Raw genomic sequence first — 15,528 nt, forward strand, 5'->3', positions numbered from 1 at the left:
GTTTCATTTATCAACTAAAAGTCTAATTAATTCTATATAACTTGGGATTAATATAATTAACTAACTCTGCTAATTTACAACCAAAATGCGTTCCAAAGTCAAAAGTTTAGATAGCTAATAGCTGTTTTTTCGACAAAATGTTTAAAAATTTCGATAATTGGAAATACTATCCAATTTCAGGAATTCTTGCAGAACCAAACTCCGCTTCAATCTGATCAAAAGCTTTAAAAACTTCATTTGGATCATCTGAAGTAACCAATTTTAAACGGTATTCTTTAAAGTGTGGAATTCCTTTAAAATAGTTTGTATAATGCCTTCTTGTTTCTACTACACCTAAATGTTCTCCTTTCCAGTCAATAGACATTTGTAAGTGACGGCGAGCTACATCCACACGTTCAGCAATAGTAGGTGTAGGTAAATGTTCTCCTGTTTTAAAGAAATGTTTTACTTCATTAAAAAACCATGGATAACCAATTGAGGCTCTACCAATCATTGCGCCATCTAATCCATATTTATCTCGCATTTCCATCGCTTTTTCTGGAGTATCAACATCACCATTTCCAAATACAGGAATGTGCATTCTAGGATTATTTTTTACCTCAGCAATAGGTCCCCAATCAGCACTACCTTTATACATCTGTGCTCGGGTTCTTCCGTGAATAGAAATAGCTTTAATACCCACGTCTTGTAAACGTTCTGCAACTTCCACAATACGAATAGAATCATGGTCCCATCCTAAGCGAGTTTTAACAGTAATTGGTAAATTGGTATGTTTTACCATAGCTTCGGAAAGCTTCACCATTAAATCAATATCTTTTAAAATACCTGCGCCAGCACCTTTAGAAACTACTTTTTTAACAGGACAACCAAAATTAATATCAATGATATCTGGCTTCGTTTTTTCAACTATTTCAACAGAACGTAACATAGAATCCATGTTAGCTCCAAAAATTTGGATTCCAACAGGACGTTCCTTTTCATAAATATCTAGTTTAATGACACTCTTTGCAGCATCTCGAATCAATCCTTCTGAAGATATAAATTCAGTATATACCACATCAGCACCATTTTCCTTACACAAAGCTCTAAAAGGAGGGTCGCTTACATCTTCCATTGGTGCTAACAGCAACGGAAAATCAGGAAGTTCTATTTTATCTATCTTTACCATAATTCAAAATCGATGCAAAATTACAGTTTTTTTAAAAACGATTTTTATAAGTTTGGTAATAACTTCAAAATTAATAGGTAAATGGATATTCCATTCGAACCAATTGTAGCAGGTTACAAACTCAATATCCATCTACTCTTAGAATATTTGGCATTTTTTATCGGGTATCGTTACTATGTTTACTTGAAAAGAAACAGTAATGATGTAATAACTACTTCAAATAGGTTGTACATTATTTTAGGAGCTGCTATTGGAGCATTGTTAGGTTCTAGAATTGTTGGAGTATTAGAACACCCTTTGGCCTTATCTAATCAGCCACTACTATATTTATTGAATTCAAAAACAATTATGGGAGGTTTATTTGGCGGATTGTTAGGGGTAGAACTTGCAAAGAAAATCATAGGAGAAAAGCATTCTTCTGGAGACCTATTTACCTTACCAATTATAGTAGGAATATTTATCGGTAGAATAGGTTGTTTTCTAATGGGAACTAATGAGTTTACATATGGAAAAGAGACTGTTTTTTTTATGGGAATGGATTTAGGCGATGGTATTTTACGACACCCAATTGCATTGTACGAGTTGTTGTTTTTAATACTCTTGTTTTTCGCTTTGAAAGCATTTAGTAAAAGAAATACAGAAAACGGAGCTGTTTTCAAGTATTTCATGTTAGCCTATTTTGGTTTTCGATTTCTGATGGAGTTTTTAAAACCAAACCAGTTTTTTATTTTAGGGTTAAGTACAATTCAAATATTATGTATAACTTGTTGGTTATATTACTATAAATTTATTTTTAAAGCTATGAAACATGCCCGTTAGAAAGTATACATATTACGACTTTACGTTGAGTTTATGTCCAGAATGTTTAAAGCGTGTTGATGCCAAAATCGTTTTTGAAAACGAGAAGGTTTACATGTTAAAGAGATGCACCGAACATGGAAACTCTAAAGTATTAATTGCGGATGATATTGAGTATTATAAGAATATCAGAAATTATAATAAACCTTCTGAAACGCCCTATACATTCAATACAAAAACACATTATGGATGTCCATATGATTGTGGATTATGTCCCGATCATGAACAACATTCTTGTTTAACAGTTTTAGAAGTAACCGATCGTTGTAATTTAACTTGTCCTACGTGTTATGCAGGATCTTCTCCAACTTATGGAAGACATAGAACGTTGGAGGAGGTTAAAAAAATGTTGGATACTATTGTTAAAAATGAAAAAGAGCCTGATGTAGTTCAGATTAGTGGAGGAGAACCAACAATTCATCCACAGTTTTTTGAAATTTTAGAGTATGCAAAATCGCTTCCAATAAGGCATTTAATGCTAAATACTAACGGAATTAAAATAGCAAAAGACAAAGAATTTGTTAAACGATTAAAATCCTACACACCAGATTTTGAAATTTATTTGCAGTTTGATTCGTTTAATGATGAGGTGTTAAAATCAATGCGTGGCGCTCATCTATCTGAAATTAGAGAACAAGCAATTGCTAATTTAAATGAAGTAAATTTATCAACAACATTGGTTGTTACACTTCAAAAGGGTTTGAATGATCACGAAATAGGAAAGATTATTGACTATGCATTACAACAAAAGTGTGTTAGAGGAGTTACTTTACAACCTACACAAATTGCAGGTCGTTTAGAGAATTTTAATCCTGAAACTGATCGATTGACGCTTACTGAGGTAAGAAGAAAAATATTAGAACAAGCACCAATTTTTAATTCAGATGATTTAATTCCAGTACCATGTAATCCAGATGCTTTGGTAATGGGATATGCTTTAAAATTAGATGGAGAAGTATTTCCGTTAACACGTTATGTGAATCCTGCTGATTTATTAGATAATAGTAAAAACACCATTGTATACGAGCAAGACGAACAGCTACATGGTAAAATGATTGAATTGTTTAGTACAGGAAATTCTGTTGAAGTTGCAGAAGAGAATTTAAAATCAATAATGTGTTGTTTGCCAAATATTGATGCGCCTAATTTAGGATATGATAATTTATTTAGAATTATCATAATGCAATTTATTGATGCCTACAATTTTGATGTAAGAGCAATCAAAAAGTCATGTGTTCATATTGTTGATAAAGATTATAAAATCATTCCTTTTGAAACGATGAACTTACTGTATAGAGATGATAAAAAAGAACAACTTAAAAAACTAAAAACACTATAATTATGATTCCATTAGAAGCAGATTATTCTGGTATTTTCGTCATCATATTTATTATCCTCTTATTACCACCAATTGTATTAGCTGCAATCGGATTTTTAATTCGAAAAAAATATAAAGATGCCGCTACTGTTTTTTACATTTTAGCTGTTTTATATTTAATTGTCGGATTAGGAATATGCTTTGGAGGATTTTAGTTCGAATAATTAGGTAACATTTGTATAATTACTATCAATATCAATTTAACTATTGTAGTATTTTTCAAATGAACTAAATCAGTTAGGTTTTGAAAAAATATAATTGGGCAATTTTAGGTTGTGGTTGGATAGCAGAAATTTTTGCAAGTGATTTAAAGATTGTAGACAATGCTGTTTTATATGCCGCAGCATCAAGAAATCTTTCAAAAGCAAAAAACTTTGCAAATAAGTTTGGTTTTCAAAAAGCCTATGGAAGTTATATTGAAATGCTTGAAGATGATAATGTAGACATTGTATATATAGCCACTCCTCACAGTTTTCACTGTAAATACACGTTGCTTTCTTTAGAGAGAAAAAAAGCAGTTTTATGCGAAAAAGCCTTTGCTATAAACCAAAAGGAAGTGGCGTTAATGATAAATGCTTCAAAAGAACACAATACTTTTTTAATGGAAGCTTTTTGGACTCGATTAGTTCCTACGTTTAAAAAAGTCTTATCGATTATAAATTCTAAAGAGTTAGGAGAACTCAAAACTATACAATCAGATTTTATGTTTTACGTCCCTTTTAATGCTAAAAGTAGGTTATATGATCTAAGTTTAGGTGGAGGTGCTTTATTAGATATTGGAATTTATCCGGTTTTTACAGCACTTCAAACACTAGGAAAACCTAATAATATACTTGCGTATGCGATTAAAAGTCCTACAGGTTCCGATGAACATCTTGATATAATTTTTGAATATGAAAATGATAAAAAAGCGTATTTGAGAGCTGGTTTTAGGAACGACGCTCCAAATTATTCTGTTTTTCACTTTGAAAAGGGAACGGTTCAAATTTCTAGAGAAATGAATTGTCCTATTATTATTAAAACAGAAAAAGGAATTCAAGAAATGAAAGAGGATGATGGACCAGGATATGGTTACTATTTTGAAGCTGCCCATGTGATGGAATGCTTAGACAAAGGTTTAATAGAAAGTCCAATTTTATCTAATGATTTTAGTTTGGAATTAATAAAAACCTTAGATGAAATACGAACAAAAATAAATGTAGTTTATCCTAATCATGATTAGTGATAAACTACATTTGTTAAATCAAGGGATAACTGATTAAAATACCCTTACAATGTTAAATCCAAATGCAATGTCTCCGGTTGCATTACTAATAAATCCAGGTTCATTAGTAGATTGTGCATTTGTAAATAATAGTTGAAATACATGTCCGCCAGTTTCAATATCTACACCGAAAGTGTACGGATTGTAATAAATTGAGTTTTCATGTCTGTTAAAATTGTATACATACTCTGCATTAAAACTAATTCTCTTACTTAACTTTAATCTACCACCAAATCCTAATGCAAACTGATTATGATTGGCTTCAAAAGTTTCTTCTAAAATTTGTAAGTTTTCTCTAACATACGTCGGAGCAATTTCTAGAGAAAAGTTTTTTGAAAAACGTCGCGATGCTAATAATTGTAGAGCATAACTGAAGCGATCTTCATCTTTTAAGCGATAATTAGAAAAACGACTATTATTTAATTCGGTATTAATATTAATAGTACCATAAGCTGTTAAGTTTAGAGGGAATGAACTTGATTGTCTTTCTAAACGAAGTTTACCGGCAACAGAAACAGTCTTTTCAAAAGATTCTCTACTGATGCTAAATTGTAATCCTTCAAAAAAAGTATACAAAAGCTCAATTTTTGTATTCGCTTGATCTAGACCTAGAAAAGTGTCTAATCCATCTTTTAAAGGTCCAAATCTATGCGAAACAATTAAGAATAAATCCCCTTGATCGGCAACTTTTGTAGATTGCAAATTGCCAATTTTAAGTGTTTTAAAAGCAGGTAGTTCAAAGTTTGACGAACCTTCTTTGTTATTTTTTAAAGAATCTTTATCGGTTTTCACAAACTCATCTAGTTCGTTTAACAAATCTTCTTGCCCGATTACAGAATGTGTATAGATTGAAAAAGCAAAGAAAATCAGTAAGGTTAGTTTTTTATAATACATTGATTTAGTTTTAATTCATTTAGTAAATCATCGTAACCAACAATGATTCCTTTAACTTTAATTTTTTGTTGTGCTTTTAATTGCTGTGCTACCTCATGTTGAATAAACTGACAGAATATAGTTTTGTCTATTATAATTCCTTCATTGTTTATTGAAGTTATGATGCCTTCAACTTCCACGGCTTTATTGTTTAAACTTGAAAGATCTTTTGATAGAAGAGTTACTAACTCTCCCGATGAACCTTTAAACACTGCTTCGATTTCTTCAGTAGTTTCAGCTTCTTTAAATATTTGATTGTAAGCAAAAATACCAATTAGCACAAGCACAGATGTAATAATTAAATTCTTATATTTTTTTAGTAAAGTCATAGTTCAAATTAATGGTTACTTCACGTGCAATTTTACGTCGTATTAAACTTGGTATTTCAATATTAAAATCGCTTGGAAGTACAACGAAATCAGAAACTAACTTAATCTTATCGCCAATTTTAGAAAGTGTTCCTTTTGTTTCAATTTTTTTCTCAATTCCTCTAACGGTTAAAATTCCTTTTATGATAACTTCTTTGGAGTTTTCAAGGTCGCTTACTATAATGTTTTCTATTTTTCCTTTAAAGGTAGCTTTAGGAAACTCTGCAGAATCCATATAATTTTCGTTAAAATGTTCTTGCATTAAAGCCAAACGAAATTGAAACGCACTAATAAATAATTGAGCAGCTATTTGTCCATCGTTTGTTAGTATAGCACTGGTGCTGTTGTTTGTTGCCTGAACAGGTTCAAAGGCTTTAACCGAAGCTTTGAATTCAGTAGCCCCAGTTCTCGTAAAATATTTTTGGGCAAATATAGATTGAGAAATCAGTAATAAAGTTATAAGTAATCTCATAGTAAAGTTTCTTTTATAGTTTAACAATTAGTTCTCAAGAAAGCCATCTGCTTTCCATTGATCTATAACACTTCTAGTAGAACTAGGTAAAATTCCTGTTGGAGGCATAGGATTGGAACTGTTATTCATTCGTGCAATTAAGTTTCCGTTTTCAGCCTGACTTCTTACTTGGTTGTACGTGGTAAGTAAAATACCAGCTGGAGGATTAGAACCAATGTGACATCCGCTTACTGCACAACTGTTGTTAATAATGTTTTTTACATCTTTTTCATAAGTAACTTTCTGAGTTGGGTCTATTACAACAGGATCATCGTTTGCTACTTCAGAGGAAGTACAATTTGCAATCAAAAAAGCTAATACAAATAAGAATGTTAGGTTACGTTTTTTCATGATTTAGTTTTTATAGGTTAATAACGGTTAACTTAAGAGGTTTATTCCATTCACACTCAAATACCTTTCACATAGCTGGTACAAAGATGTTTTATATTGTTGTTGGTTAGATTCATAAAATTACTAAAAAAGGAAAATTTCTTGTTTAAAAGGAAATATAACCTTTAAGAAGATTGTCAATTTTTTAAGAACTCAGCATATGTTGTTTAAGGTTTAAATGAATTTGCAAACATTAAATTGTAAATAACGTTCCCCCTTACATCGTGTTTTCAATTCAAAAAAACAAAACAGATATGCTGAGCCTTAGAGGTCAACTTCAAATAAATTAAGTTACACTCTGGAATGATGATCTTCAATATTTTTATGATGCTATCTAGTATCTATTTCGTGTAAAACATCAATCTTTCAATCAATGTTACAGCAAATGTATTTTAGCTTTAAAGATTACACACTGTAAAAGATGTTTAAAAGGAACTTTTTAAGGTTGAAAGGGAAAAAAAACGGTTGAAAATTAAATGACATTTCAATATTATAGTCGATATCAAATTATAATTCTAAAAGCTGAGGGCGTAGTTTTTATGCTAAACTTTAACCGAAACTTTTTTTGCTAGAGAAGATGCAATTAGCGTATCTTTGCAAGTCATTAAGAAGGAATAAGAACGAATGAAAAACATAAGGAATTTTTGTATTATCGCTCATATTGATCATGGTAAGAGTACTCTTGCAGATAGATTATTAGATTTTACGCAAACTGTTACTGAGCGTGAAAAGCAAGATCAATTATTAGATAATATGGATTTGGAGAGAGAGCGTGGAATTACTATTAAATCGCACGCAATTCAAATGAATTATGTTCATGAAGGAGAGCCCTATATTTTAAACTTAATTGACACTCCAGGACACGTAGATTTTTCATACGAGGTTTCTCGTTCAATTGCGGCATGTGAAGGAGCTTTGTTAATTGTAGACGCTGCTCAAAGCATTCAAGCACAAACAATCTCAAATTTATACTTAGCGTTAGACAATGATTTAGAAATAATTCCTGTTCTAAACAAAGTAGATTTACCATCTGCAAACCCAGAAGAAGTTACCGATGATATTGTCGATCTATTAGGTTGTGATCCTGAAGATGTAATCCCGGCTAGTGGAAAAACTGGTTTTGGTGTAGATCAAATTTTAGAAGCTATTATTAATAGGATTCCAGCTCCAAAAGGAAATCCTGATGCGCCATTAAAGGCTCTAATTTTTGATAGTGTATACAATTCTTATAGAGGAATTGAAACGTATTTTAGAATTATTGATGGTTCTATAAAAAAGAATCAAAGAATTAAGTTCATGGCTACAGGTAAAGAATACTTTGCCGATGAGGTAGGAACACTTAAATTAAAACAAGACCCTAAAAACGAGATAAAAACAGGAGATGTTGGTTATTTAATTACGGGTATTAAAACAGCAAAAGAAGTAAAAGTAGGAGATACTATTACAGATTTTGTAAATCCAACTACTGATACTATTGAAGGTTTTGAAGATGTAAAACCAATGGTATTTGCAGGGATTTATCCTGTAGACACTGAAGATTATGAAGAATTAAGATCTTCTATGGAGAAGTTACAATTAAATGATGCTTCTTTAGTGTTTCAGCCAGAAAGCTCTGCAGCTTTAGGTTTTGGTTTCCGATGTGGATTCTTAGGAATGTTACACATGGAAATTATTCAAGAGCGTTTAGAACGTGAGTTTAATATGACAGTTATTACCACAGTTCCTAACGTTTCTTACAATGCATTCACAAAAAAAGAACCGGATGAGGTAATTATTGTTAATAATCCATCTGACTTACCAGATCCTTCTAAATTGGACAGGGTAGAGGAACCTTTTATCAAAGCTTCTATTATTACAAAAGCCGATTTTGTGGGACAAGTAATGAGTTTATGTATTGAAAAAAGAGGACAGATTGTAAATCAAACATATTTAACTCCAGAAAGAGTTGAATTAATATTTGAAATGCCTTTAGCAGAGATTGTATTTGACTTTTATGATCGACTAAAAACAGTTTCTAAAGGATATGCTTCGTTTGATTATCATCCAATTGGATTAAAAAAATCTAAACTTGTTCGTGTAGATATGCTATTAAACGGACAAGTAGTTGATGCGCTTTCATCTTTATTACATGATAGTAATGCGTATTCTATAGGAAAGCGAATTTGTGAGAAATTGAAGGAATTAATTCCACGCCAACAATTTGATATTCCAATTCAAGCAGCAATTGGCGCAAAAATAATAGCACGTGAAACAGTGAAAGCTTTACGTAAGGATGTAACAGCAAAATGTTATGGAGGAGATATTTCTCGTAAACGTAAACTTTTAGAGAAACAAAAGAAAGGTAAGAAGAGAATGCGACAAATTGGTAATGTAGAAATACCACAACAAGCGTTTATGGCAGTTTTAAAATTAAACGATTAAGATATTTTTAACCCTAGTAACTAATTGCTAGGGTTTTTTATTTAAAAATAAATTCTATTTTTACCAATCGAAAATCATTAAAAAATTATTATGGAAAATTCTTTTAACTCTTTTGATAATCACGATAGAGTTTTAGTAGCTCAATCTACAGAAGTAGAAAGAGTAGCTTTTTACAAAAAAACCTATGCACACGTAGCTGGAGGTGTATTGTTATTTATCATTTTTGAATATTTATTATTACAAAGTAACACAATAGTAGAGTTTGCTTTATCAATGACTCAAGGCTGGAAGTGGTTGTTATTACTTGGAGGCTTTATGTTGGTTACTAATTATGCAGAAAGTACCGCTTTACGTACTACAGATAAAAATTTACAATACATGGCTTATGCTGGTTATGTATTTGCAGAAGCATTTATTTTTATTCCTTTAATATACATAGCTGTTGCGTACACTGAAAGTTTTGAAGTGTTGCAACAAGCAGGAATTGTTACATTAACTTTATTTGCAGGGTTGTCTGCAGTAGTAATAATGACCAAGAAAGATTTTTCTTTTTTAAAGTCAGCTTTAACTATTGGTTTTTTTATTGCTATAGGATTAATAGTCGCAGGAACTTTATTCGGATTTAACTTAGGATTATGGTTTTCAGTTGGTATGTGTGTATTAGCTGGAGGTTCTATTTTATACCAAACATCTAACTTAGTACATAAATTTACTACGGAAGATTACATTCCAGCAGCATTAGGATTATTTGCATCATTAATGTTATTATTCTGGTATGTATTACAAATATTTTTAGACAGAGATTAATTTTAATCACAATCGTTTATATGTAAGAAAAGACTCGAGTATTCGAGTCTTTTTGATTTTTGGTTGTTTTCTATTGTTCTAACCATTTTCTAAATTCTGCTGTTGTTGAAGTACTGGTCATCGGTTTTTCTTTACAACCTGTTACGGTAAGTAATAAACGGTTTTTAAAATGGTTTTCAATATTTTCTATATACTCGATGTTAACTAGTTCACTTCGGTTAATTTTGAAAAATTTATTAGGATTTAGTTGCTTAGTGATAGCGCCCAAACTCTGAGAAATTGAGTGTCTTTTGCCAGTTTTATCAGTAGCAATACAAAAATCTCCTGAGGCTTCAATAAAAGAAATATCGATTACATTGAGTAGTTGAATCCCTTTAGTTTTTTTGATAACAAAGCGTTTTTTAAACGCAGCATTTTCTTCTTTAAGAGTAGATTTAAGTTCGTTTATTACTTCTGAATTTAAATTACCATAATCGCCTTTTTTAAATAAAGATTGATATTTTTCTATTGCACTATTAAATTCTTTTTTGGTGTAAGGCTTCAGTATATAAGCAATTCCATTAGAATTAAATGCTTTGAATAAATATTCATCATGAGCAGAGCAAAAAATAATAGGAGTGTTTATAGCTATTTCATCAAACAAGTCAAAGGAAATACCATCTAATAATTGGATATCAGATAATATAACATCGTAAGTAGTGTTTTCTATAAGCGCTTTTCCATCTTTAATGCTTCTTACCCAATCTGAATGCACTTCTTCAGTATTGAAGTACTCGTTTAAATAAGTATTTAGCTTTTGATAAGCAGGAATTTCGTCTTCTAGAATTAATATTTTCATAGGTTTTCTTATGCAATCAAGTTAATAATAGGAAGAGTAACCTTAAATTCATTTTCGGTATTTATAACAGTAATCTCTTGGTCTGATAATAACTGATATCTAGTTTTCAAGTTTTGCAATCCGGTGCCAAAAGACTCTTTTTTATTATTCAATAAAGATTTATTGTTACAAATCTTTAAACATTCATCTTCTATAACAATAGTTGTTTTAATTGGCTTTTTATCCGGTATATTATGCTTAACTACATTTTCTAACAAAGTTTGTAAAGCTCCAGTTGGAATAAATTTATCGGTTATTGACGCTCTTTTGTCAATATGAAAATCGTAATCATTTTCAAATCGAGTTTGAATTAAAAAGATGTAGTTTTCTGCTAACTGTATTTCTTCAGAAAGCTCCATAACTTCTGAGTCTTTTGTTTTAATTAGATACCTGTAAATTAAAGAAAGTCTATTAATATATTCTTTTGCTTTTTCGGTATTAGAATCAATTAAACTGTCTAGTGTATTTAAGTTATTGAATAAAAAATGAGGGTCTATTTGAGAACGTAGTAGTTTTAGTTCGTTCTCTTTTTGTTGCTCTTTTATTTTTGAAATCTGCGCTTGTCCTTCGTAAAATTTCTTAGTAAGTAAAAGAGCAAAAGGGAAAGCTGTTGAATAGGTAGATCTATCAATCATTAGAAAAAAGAAATCTACAGTTTTAGGGAATTTAGACCAATCATTGTTTCCAGACCAATAACCAATTACATAGTCTATTCCAGCAAAAAATACTAAAATAAAAACTCCGATAATCGTAAATGAAAAATATTGTTTTTTGGTAGTAAATTTTGGAATTAACCAAAAAATAAATAAAAAAACGATAGATCCAATCATGAATATTTCTACAGGAAAATCTATAAAATATTCACGTATTAAAGCATCTCTTTTGTAATAATCTCTTCCTTGTTTAATAAAAGAAACTGCAAAATAGATAGCTAGAAGAACTACATCGGATTTATTAAGTTTAGTATTCATTAGTTGTTTTATTATTGAAAAAGATTAATCCATAACCAATAGCTGTGATTAAATACACATAAATTAATCTTGAAGGAATAAAGCTACCGAAAAAAACAGTTAAGGTTGCTAAAACAATTAATATTACTCCAGTTTTAGTTGTTTTGATATAATTTAAAGCGAGTAAAAACAAACCAACGTTTAAGAAATTGGGACCGACAGCTATAAAAGGATTCCATATAGCTTTTACGTTGTATAAATGACCAGCGAATTCATTTCTTATTTCTTGATTAGGTTGACTCCACCATATAAAATCTAACACGCACATTCCTATAATACATGTAATTCCAATTAAAATAGTTGGAACTCCTAAATAGGTTGCCATACTTCTTGGGAAGTTTCCAACCTGAGGAATTAGTAATACAACTCCTAGAAGTAATGACCAATGAGCAAAATCAATAGGTTTTAATGCGTAAACAAATTCATTTCCTCTAGAAAGTAGTATTTGTCCAATGGCTTCAAATAGTAAACCAATTACAAAAAGTATTTTATAATATGTTTTCATAAGAATCTAATCGTTGCTATCTATTCTGTTTTCTTCATCTCTTGATGAATTACTCTTGGTTTTCTTTTTACCAAATTTAGAACCGAAGTTATAGGTTAATCGTAATTGTACATTTTGTCTAGAACCGTTACTCTCAATGTTTGCATTAATGTTATCGTAGTTAACACGACCAACAAATCCTCTGTCTAACACTTTATTAATTCCTAAGTTAACTTTTAACCTGTCTTCTAGGAACTTCTTACCAAATGAAAAGCCCAAATTACCTATCCAACCTACATCAATTTGTCCTTCTAAAGCACCAGAACCAAAATAGCTAGACATTTCTGCGTTTATAGCCCAAGGTAGTTTATAACTTGCTTGTGTATACCATCCATAATTCCATTTAGTTAATAATAAATTAGGATTTAGTTCATCAGAAGCAAATTTATTATAATCAACAATAAACCCCGTAAAACCTTCTAATCCTTTAATAAAATCTAAAGGTCCAAATAATCTAAAATTCCAGTTTTCTCTGTCTTTAAGATTAATAGTCGTTCGAGATATTTGTGCAGTAGCATCATCTTGAGAAATAAACAAAAATAAATTGTCTTTAGTTTCACTGTAAGCAACTGTAAAAAACGGTTGACTATCGAAAGTTAAGTTAAATTGATAATTGTTTGTAAAAGAAGGTTTCAAGTTTGGGTTTCCAACTTCTGAGGTTAAAGGGTCATATACTGTTACAAAAGAATTTAAGCTATTGTAGTTTGGTCTTCTAATTCTATAACTGTAGGCTACATTTACTCCAAGTTGTTCTGTCAATTTTCTACTTACAGAAGCGCTAGGAAATAATTGAGATATTGTTCTTGTTCTAGTTTCGTTTGTGCTTACAGATGTTCCTTTTGTATTACTATTTTCATAACGTAATCCACCAGATAAAGACCAATCGCCATAAGAGGCATTTACCTTTGAATAGAGTGCAAAGATGTTTTCATCAATCAAAAAGCGATTGCTATTATCAGGCTGAAAATCAAAATCACCGTTTGTATTCTCAGTAAATAACTTTAAATCACTGTCAGTATCTACTTGAGAGTATTTAGACCCTGCACTTAGCTTAAAATTTTCTGAAAATGTTTTTGAATAATCTATTTTATACGTGTTAATAGTGTATTTACTATCTTGTAAATAGCGTTGATTCGTAAAAGGAACAGTATTACCATTTACTGCATAAATATCATTGGTGTTTTCATTCTTAAAATTGATGTAATTAAAATCAATTAACAGTTTGTCAGTTGCTGTTTTATATTCGTAGTAAGGATTAAAGCTTAATGTGTTTTGATCTCTATCAAAAGTGTTTTCAGTTACAAAACGTTCAAATGAATTTGGCGAGTTAATATCAGTATTACTTTTTGAAGTTCTATCAGATGTTGAGTTGTTATACCTAGTACCAAACCCAATTGAGTTTTTGTCGTTTATGTAATAATCAATACTTCCTCCAACCCAAACTCGTTTAGGGTCAAAAGGCTCTATCGTTGCTTGATCATAAGTTGTATCATCAACTGTTCTTAAAATAAATAAATCATCTCTCCAAGTAGGAGCCGAGTAACCAGTATTTAACTGCCAGTTTAATTTGTTTTTATAACTAGCAATAGATGCATTAGTTCCGTATTCAAAACCTTCGTCCTCACCAATCCATAAACCTACACTTCCATGTGTTCCTAATCGGACATTTTTTTTCAAAATGATGTTAATAATAGGACCAGAACCTTCAGCGTCAAATTCAGCTCCAGGTTGTTCTATTAATTCAACTTTTGCAATGTTATCAGCTGGAAAATCTCGTAAAAGTGTATCCATATCCATATAATCAGTGGTTTTACCATTGATTAAAATTCGAACATCAGATCTCCCAGCAAAGCTGATTCCATTATTAGTTACAATAATTCCAGGTACACGTTTAACTACGTCCTCTAAACTATTGTTCAGCATTTCAGAGTTTTGAAGATCTACAACTAATTTTTCGGCTGTTTGTTTAATTACAGGACGCTTACTTTGTACAACAACTTCATTTAAGGATTCGTTTTCCTCTTTTAACATAAAGTTGAATGTTTTAGATGAATTTACTATGAATTTTTCGGATGTCTTGGTTTTAAAACCTAACATAGAAACCTCAATAGTATAACTTCCTTCAGAAATATTTTCAAAGCTATAATTCCCCTCTTCATCGGAAACTGCTCCTTTAGGATTTGAGTTTTTTTGTTCGCTTAGTAAAATAACATTAGCAAAAGGTAAAGGTTGGTTTTTTACGTCTGTTATCCTTCCTGAAATGGAATGTTGAGCGATTAATTGAAAAGAATAAAGAGTAATAAATGCTAAAAAAGACTTTTTAATGTATGTTTTCATTATGATTTTCATTTTTCTAATGACAAGTCAAAACTATGCTTGTTACATCTCTTAGAAAATCAAAAACTGATGAATTGGGATAAATTTCGGATGAATCAGGTTTTTACTAATTACATTTTATCAATCAATTTATTCTTTTTGGTAGATTTTGGATTTTCTTTTTTGGGTTTTTTACCAGGAAAAACTAATGAAGTGCTCGAGAAAGTGGTTCCAAAATTTACTTTGGCATAATATACTTGACTTACAGCATCTAAAACTTGATTTTCTGTAAGTTCTTTTAGAGGATGAATATATACTGACCAAAGAATTCCGTCTGAAATGGCATATTTAACATCTAGGGCTGTATGAAAATTTGCCATTAATAATGCTGTTTTAAGCTCTTCAGAAAGGTTATTGCTTTCTATTATTGGAGACATAATTCGCATTCTATTATGAGTTGAATCTGCAATTGCGACAAAAGGAGTATTTTTAATTATAAATCGCCATTGAGAAGTATTACTCACAATACTGTCACTAATAGTTTCAAGCATCGTTCCTAATTTAGTTGGATTCATTTTTTGACTATAACAATAAGTGTTTAACATTGAACATGCTATGAATAATAAAAAAGCTTTTTTCATGAAATACATTTTTCAATTAGACGAAACAAACAATATGAAATA

The 15,528-nt window shown here is 30.6% G+C and carries 16 protein-coding genes; 6 read left to right on the plus strand and 10 right to left on the minus strand.

Annotated elements, in window-relative coordinates:
• Positions 1-166 precede the first annotated feature (166 nt).
• Positions 167-1,168, minus strand: coding sequence for a tRNA dihydrouridine synthase DusB (gene dusB / locus EV195_RS07990; RefSeq protein ID WP_132794423.1), 1,002 nt, complete (start codon positions 1,166-1,168; stop codon positions 167-169).
• Between the two features lie 81 nt (positions 1,169-1,249).
• Here dusB and EV195_RS07995 point away from each other — a divergent pair, with 81 nt between their 5' ends.
• The 4 genes from EV195_RS07995 to EV195_RS08010 all read left to right on the plus strand — a co-directional run bounded on the left by EV195_RS07995 (position 1,250) and on the right by EV195_RS08010 (position 4,626).
• On the plus strand, positions 1,250-1,987 hold the full coding sequence (locus EV195_RS07995; protein WP_132794424.1) for a prolipoprotein diacylglyceryl transferase: 738 nt from the start codon (positions 1,250-1,252) through the stop codon (positions 1,985-1,987).
• Positions 1,977-3,365: a radical SAM protein gene (locus EV195_RS08000; RefSeq protein ID WP_132794425.1), complete on the plus strand. Its 1,389-nt coding sequence runs from the start codon at positions 1,977-1,979 to the stop codon at positions 3,363-3,365. Before EV195_RS07995 ends, EV195_RS08000 begins: the two co-directional genes overlap by 11 nt.
• A 2-nt stretch (positions 3,366-3,367) precedes the next feature.
• Positions 3,368-3,559 (plus strand): hypothetical protein, encoded by a 192-nt coding sequence (locus EV195_RS08005; protein ID WP_132794426.1) that lies wholly within the window; start codon positions 3,368-3,370, stop codon positions 3,557-3,559.
• A gap of 89 nt (positions 3,560-3,648) precedes the next feature.
• Positions 3,649-4,626, plus strand: a complete 978-nt coding sequence (locus EV195_RS08010) for a Gfo/Idh/MocA family protein (RefSeq protein WP_132794427.1) — start codon at positions 3,649-3,651, stop codon at positions 4,624-4,626.
• A 36-nt stretch (positions 4,627-4,662) separates the two neighbouring features.
• Here EV195_RS08010 and EV195_RS08015 read toward each other — a convergent pair whose 3' ends face one another.
• From EV195_RS08015 to EV195_RS08030, 4 genes are read right to left on the minus strand one after another with little or no spacing between them, the layout of a single operon-like run.
• A complete protein-coding gene (locus EV195_RS08015) occupies positions 4,663-5,562 on the minus strand; it encodes a DUF5777 family beta-barrel protein (RefSeq protein WP_132794428.1) in 900 nt (299 codons plus the stop codon).
• Positions 5,544-5,930 carry a hypothetical protein gene (locus tag EV195_RS08020; RefSeq protein ID WP_132794429.1) on the minus strand — a complete coding sequence of 129 codons (387 nt, stop codon included), beginning with the start codon at positions 5,928-5,930 and terminating at the stop codon, positions 5,544-5,546. The genes EV195_RS08015 and EV195_RS08020 overlap by 19 nt, the downstream gene beginning before the upstream one ends.
• The gene (locus EV195_RS08025; protein WP_132794430.1) at positions 5,908-6,441 is read right to left on the minus strand and encodes a YceI family protein; all 534 of its coding nucleotides are present in this window, start codon (positions 6,439-6,441) and stop codon (positions 5,908-5,910) included. Before EV195_RS08025 ends, EV195_RS08020 begins: the two co-directional genes overlap by 23 nt.
• Before the next feature lie 27 nt (positions 6,442-6,468).
• Positions 6,469-6,831: a hypothetical protein gene (locus EV195_RS08030; protein WP_132794431.1), complete on the minus strand. Its 363-nt coding sequence runs from the start codon at positions 6,829-6,831 to the stop codon at positions 6,469-6,471.
• A gap of 663 nt (positions 6,832-7,494) precedes the next feature.
• Here EV195_RS08030 and lepA point away from each other — a divergent pair.
• Both lepA and EV195_RS08040 read left to right on the plus strand, forming a co-directional pair.
• Positions 7,495-9,291, plus strand: coding sequence for a translation elongation factor 4 (lepA, locus tag EV195_RS08035; RefSeq protein ID WP_132794432.1), 1,797 nt, complete (start codon positions 7,495-7,497; stop codon positions 9,289-9,291).
• Between the two features lie 90 nt (positions 9,292-9,381).
• A complete protein-coding gene (locus EV195_RS08040; RefSeq protein ID WP_207899779.1) occupies positions 9,382-10,098 on the plus strand; it encodes a Bax inhibitor-1/YccA family protein in 717 nt (238 codons plus the stop codon).
• Between the two features lie 70 nt (positions 10,099-10,168).
• On the opposite strand, the gene EV195_RS08045 is transcribed toward EV195_RS08040, so the two are convergent.
• The 5 genes from EV195_RS08045 to EV195_RS08065 all read right to left on the minus strand — a co-directional run bounded on the left by EV195_RS08045 (position 10,169) and on the right by EV195_RS08065 (position 15,486).
• A complete protein-coding gene (locus EV195_RS08045; protein WP_132794434.1) occupies positions 10,169-10,936 on the minus strand; it encodes a LytR/AlgR family response regulator transcription factor in 768 nt (255 codons plus the stop codon).
• Between the two features lie 8 nt (positions 10,937-10,944).
• Positions 10,945-11,946: a sensor histidine kinase gene (locus tag EV195_RS08050; protein WP_132794435.1), complete on the minus strand. Its 1,002-nt coding sequence runs from the start codon at positions 11,944-11,946 to the stop codon at positions 10,945-10,947.
• The gene (locus EV195_RS08055) at positions 11,936-12,490 is read right to left on the minus strand and encodes a hypothetical protein (protein WP_132794436.1); all 555 of its coding nucleotides are present in this window, start codon (positions 12,488-12,490) and stop codon (positions 11,936-11,938) included. The genes EV195_RS08050 and EV195_RS08055 overlap by 11 nt, the downstream gene beginning before the upstream one ends.
• Before the next feature lie 6 nt (positions 12,491-12,496).
• A complete protein-coding gene (locus EV195_RS08060) occupies positions 12,497-14,866 on the minus strand; it encodes a TonB-dependent receptor domain-containing protein (protein WP_132794437.1) in 2,370 nt (789 codons plus the stop codon).
• A gap of 110 nt (positions 14,867-14,976) precedes the next feature.
• Positions 14,977-15,486, minus strand: coding sequence for a hypothetical protein (locus EV195_RS08065; RefSeq protein ID WP_132794438.1), 510 nt, complete (start codon positions 15,484-15,486; stop codon positions 14,977-14,979).
• Positions 15,487-15,528: the final 42 nt, after the last annotated feature.

Origin of the sequence: Tenacibaculum skagerrakense, from assembly GCF_004345825.1 — a bacterium.
GTDB lineage: Bacteria > Bacteroidota > Bacteroidia > Flavobacteriales > Flavobacteriaceae > Polaribacter > Polaribacter skagerrakensis.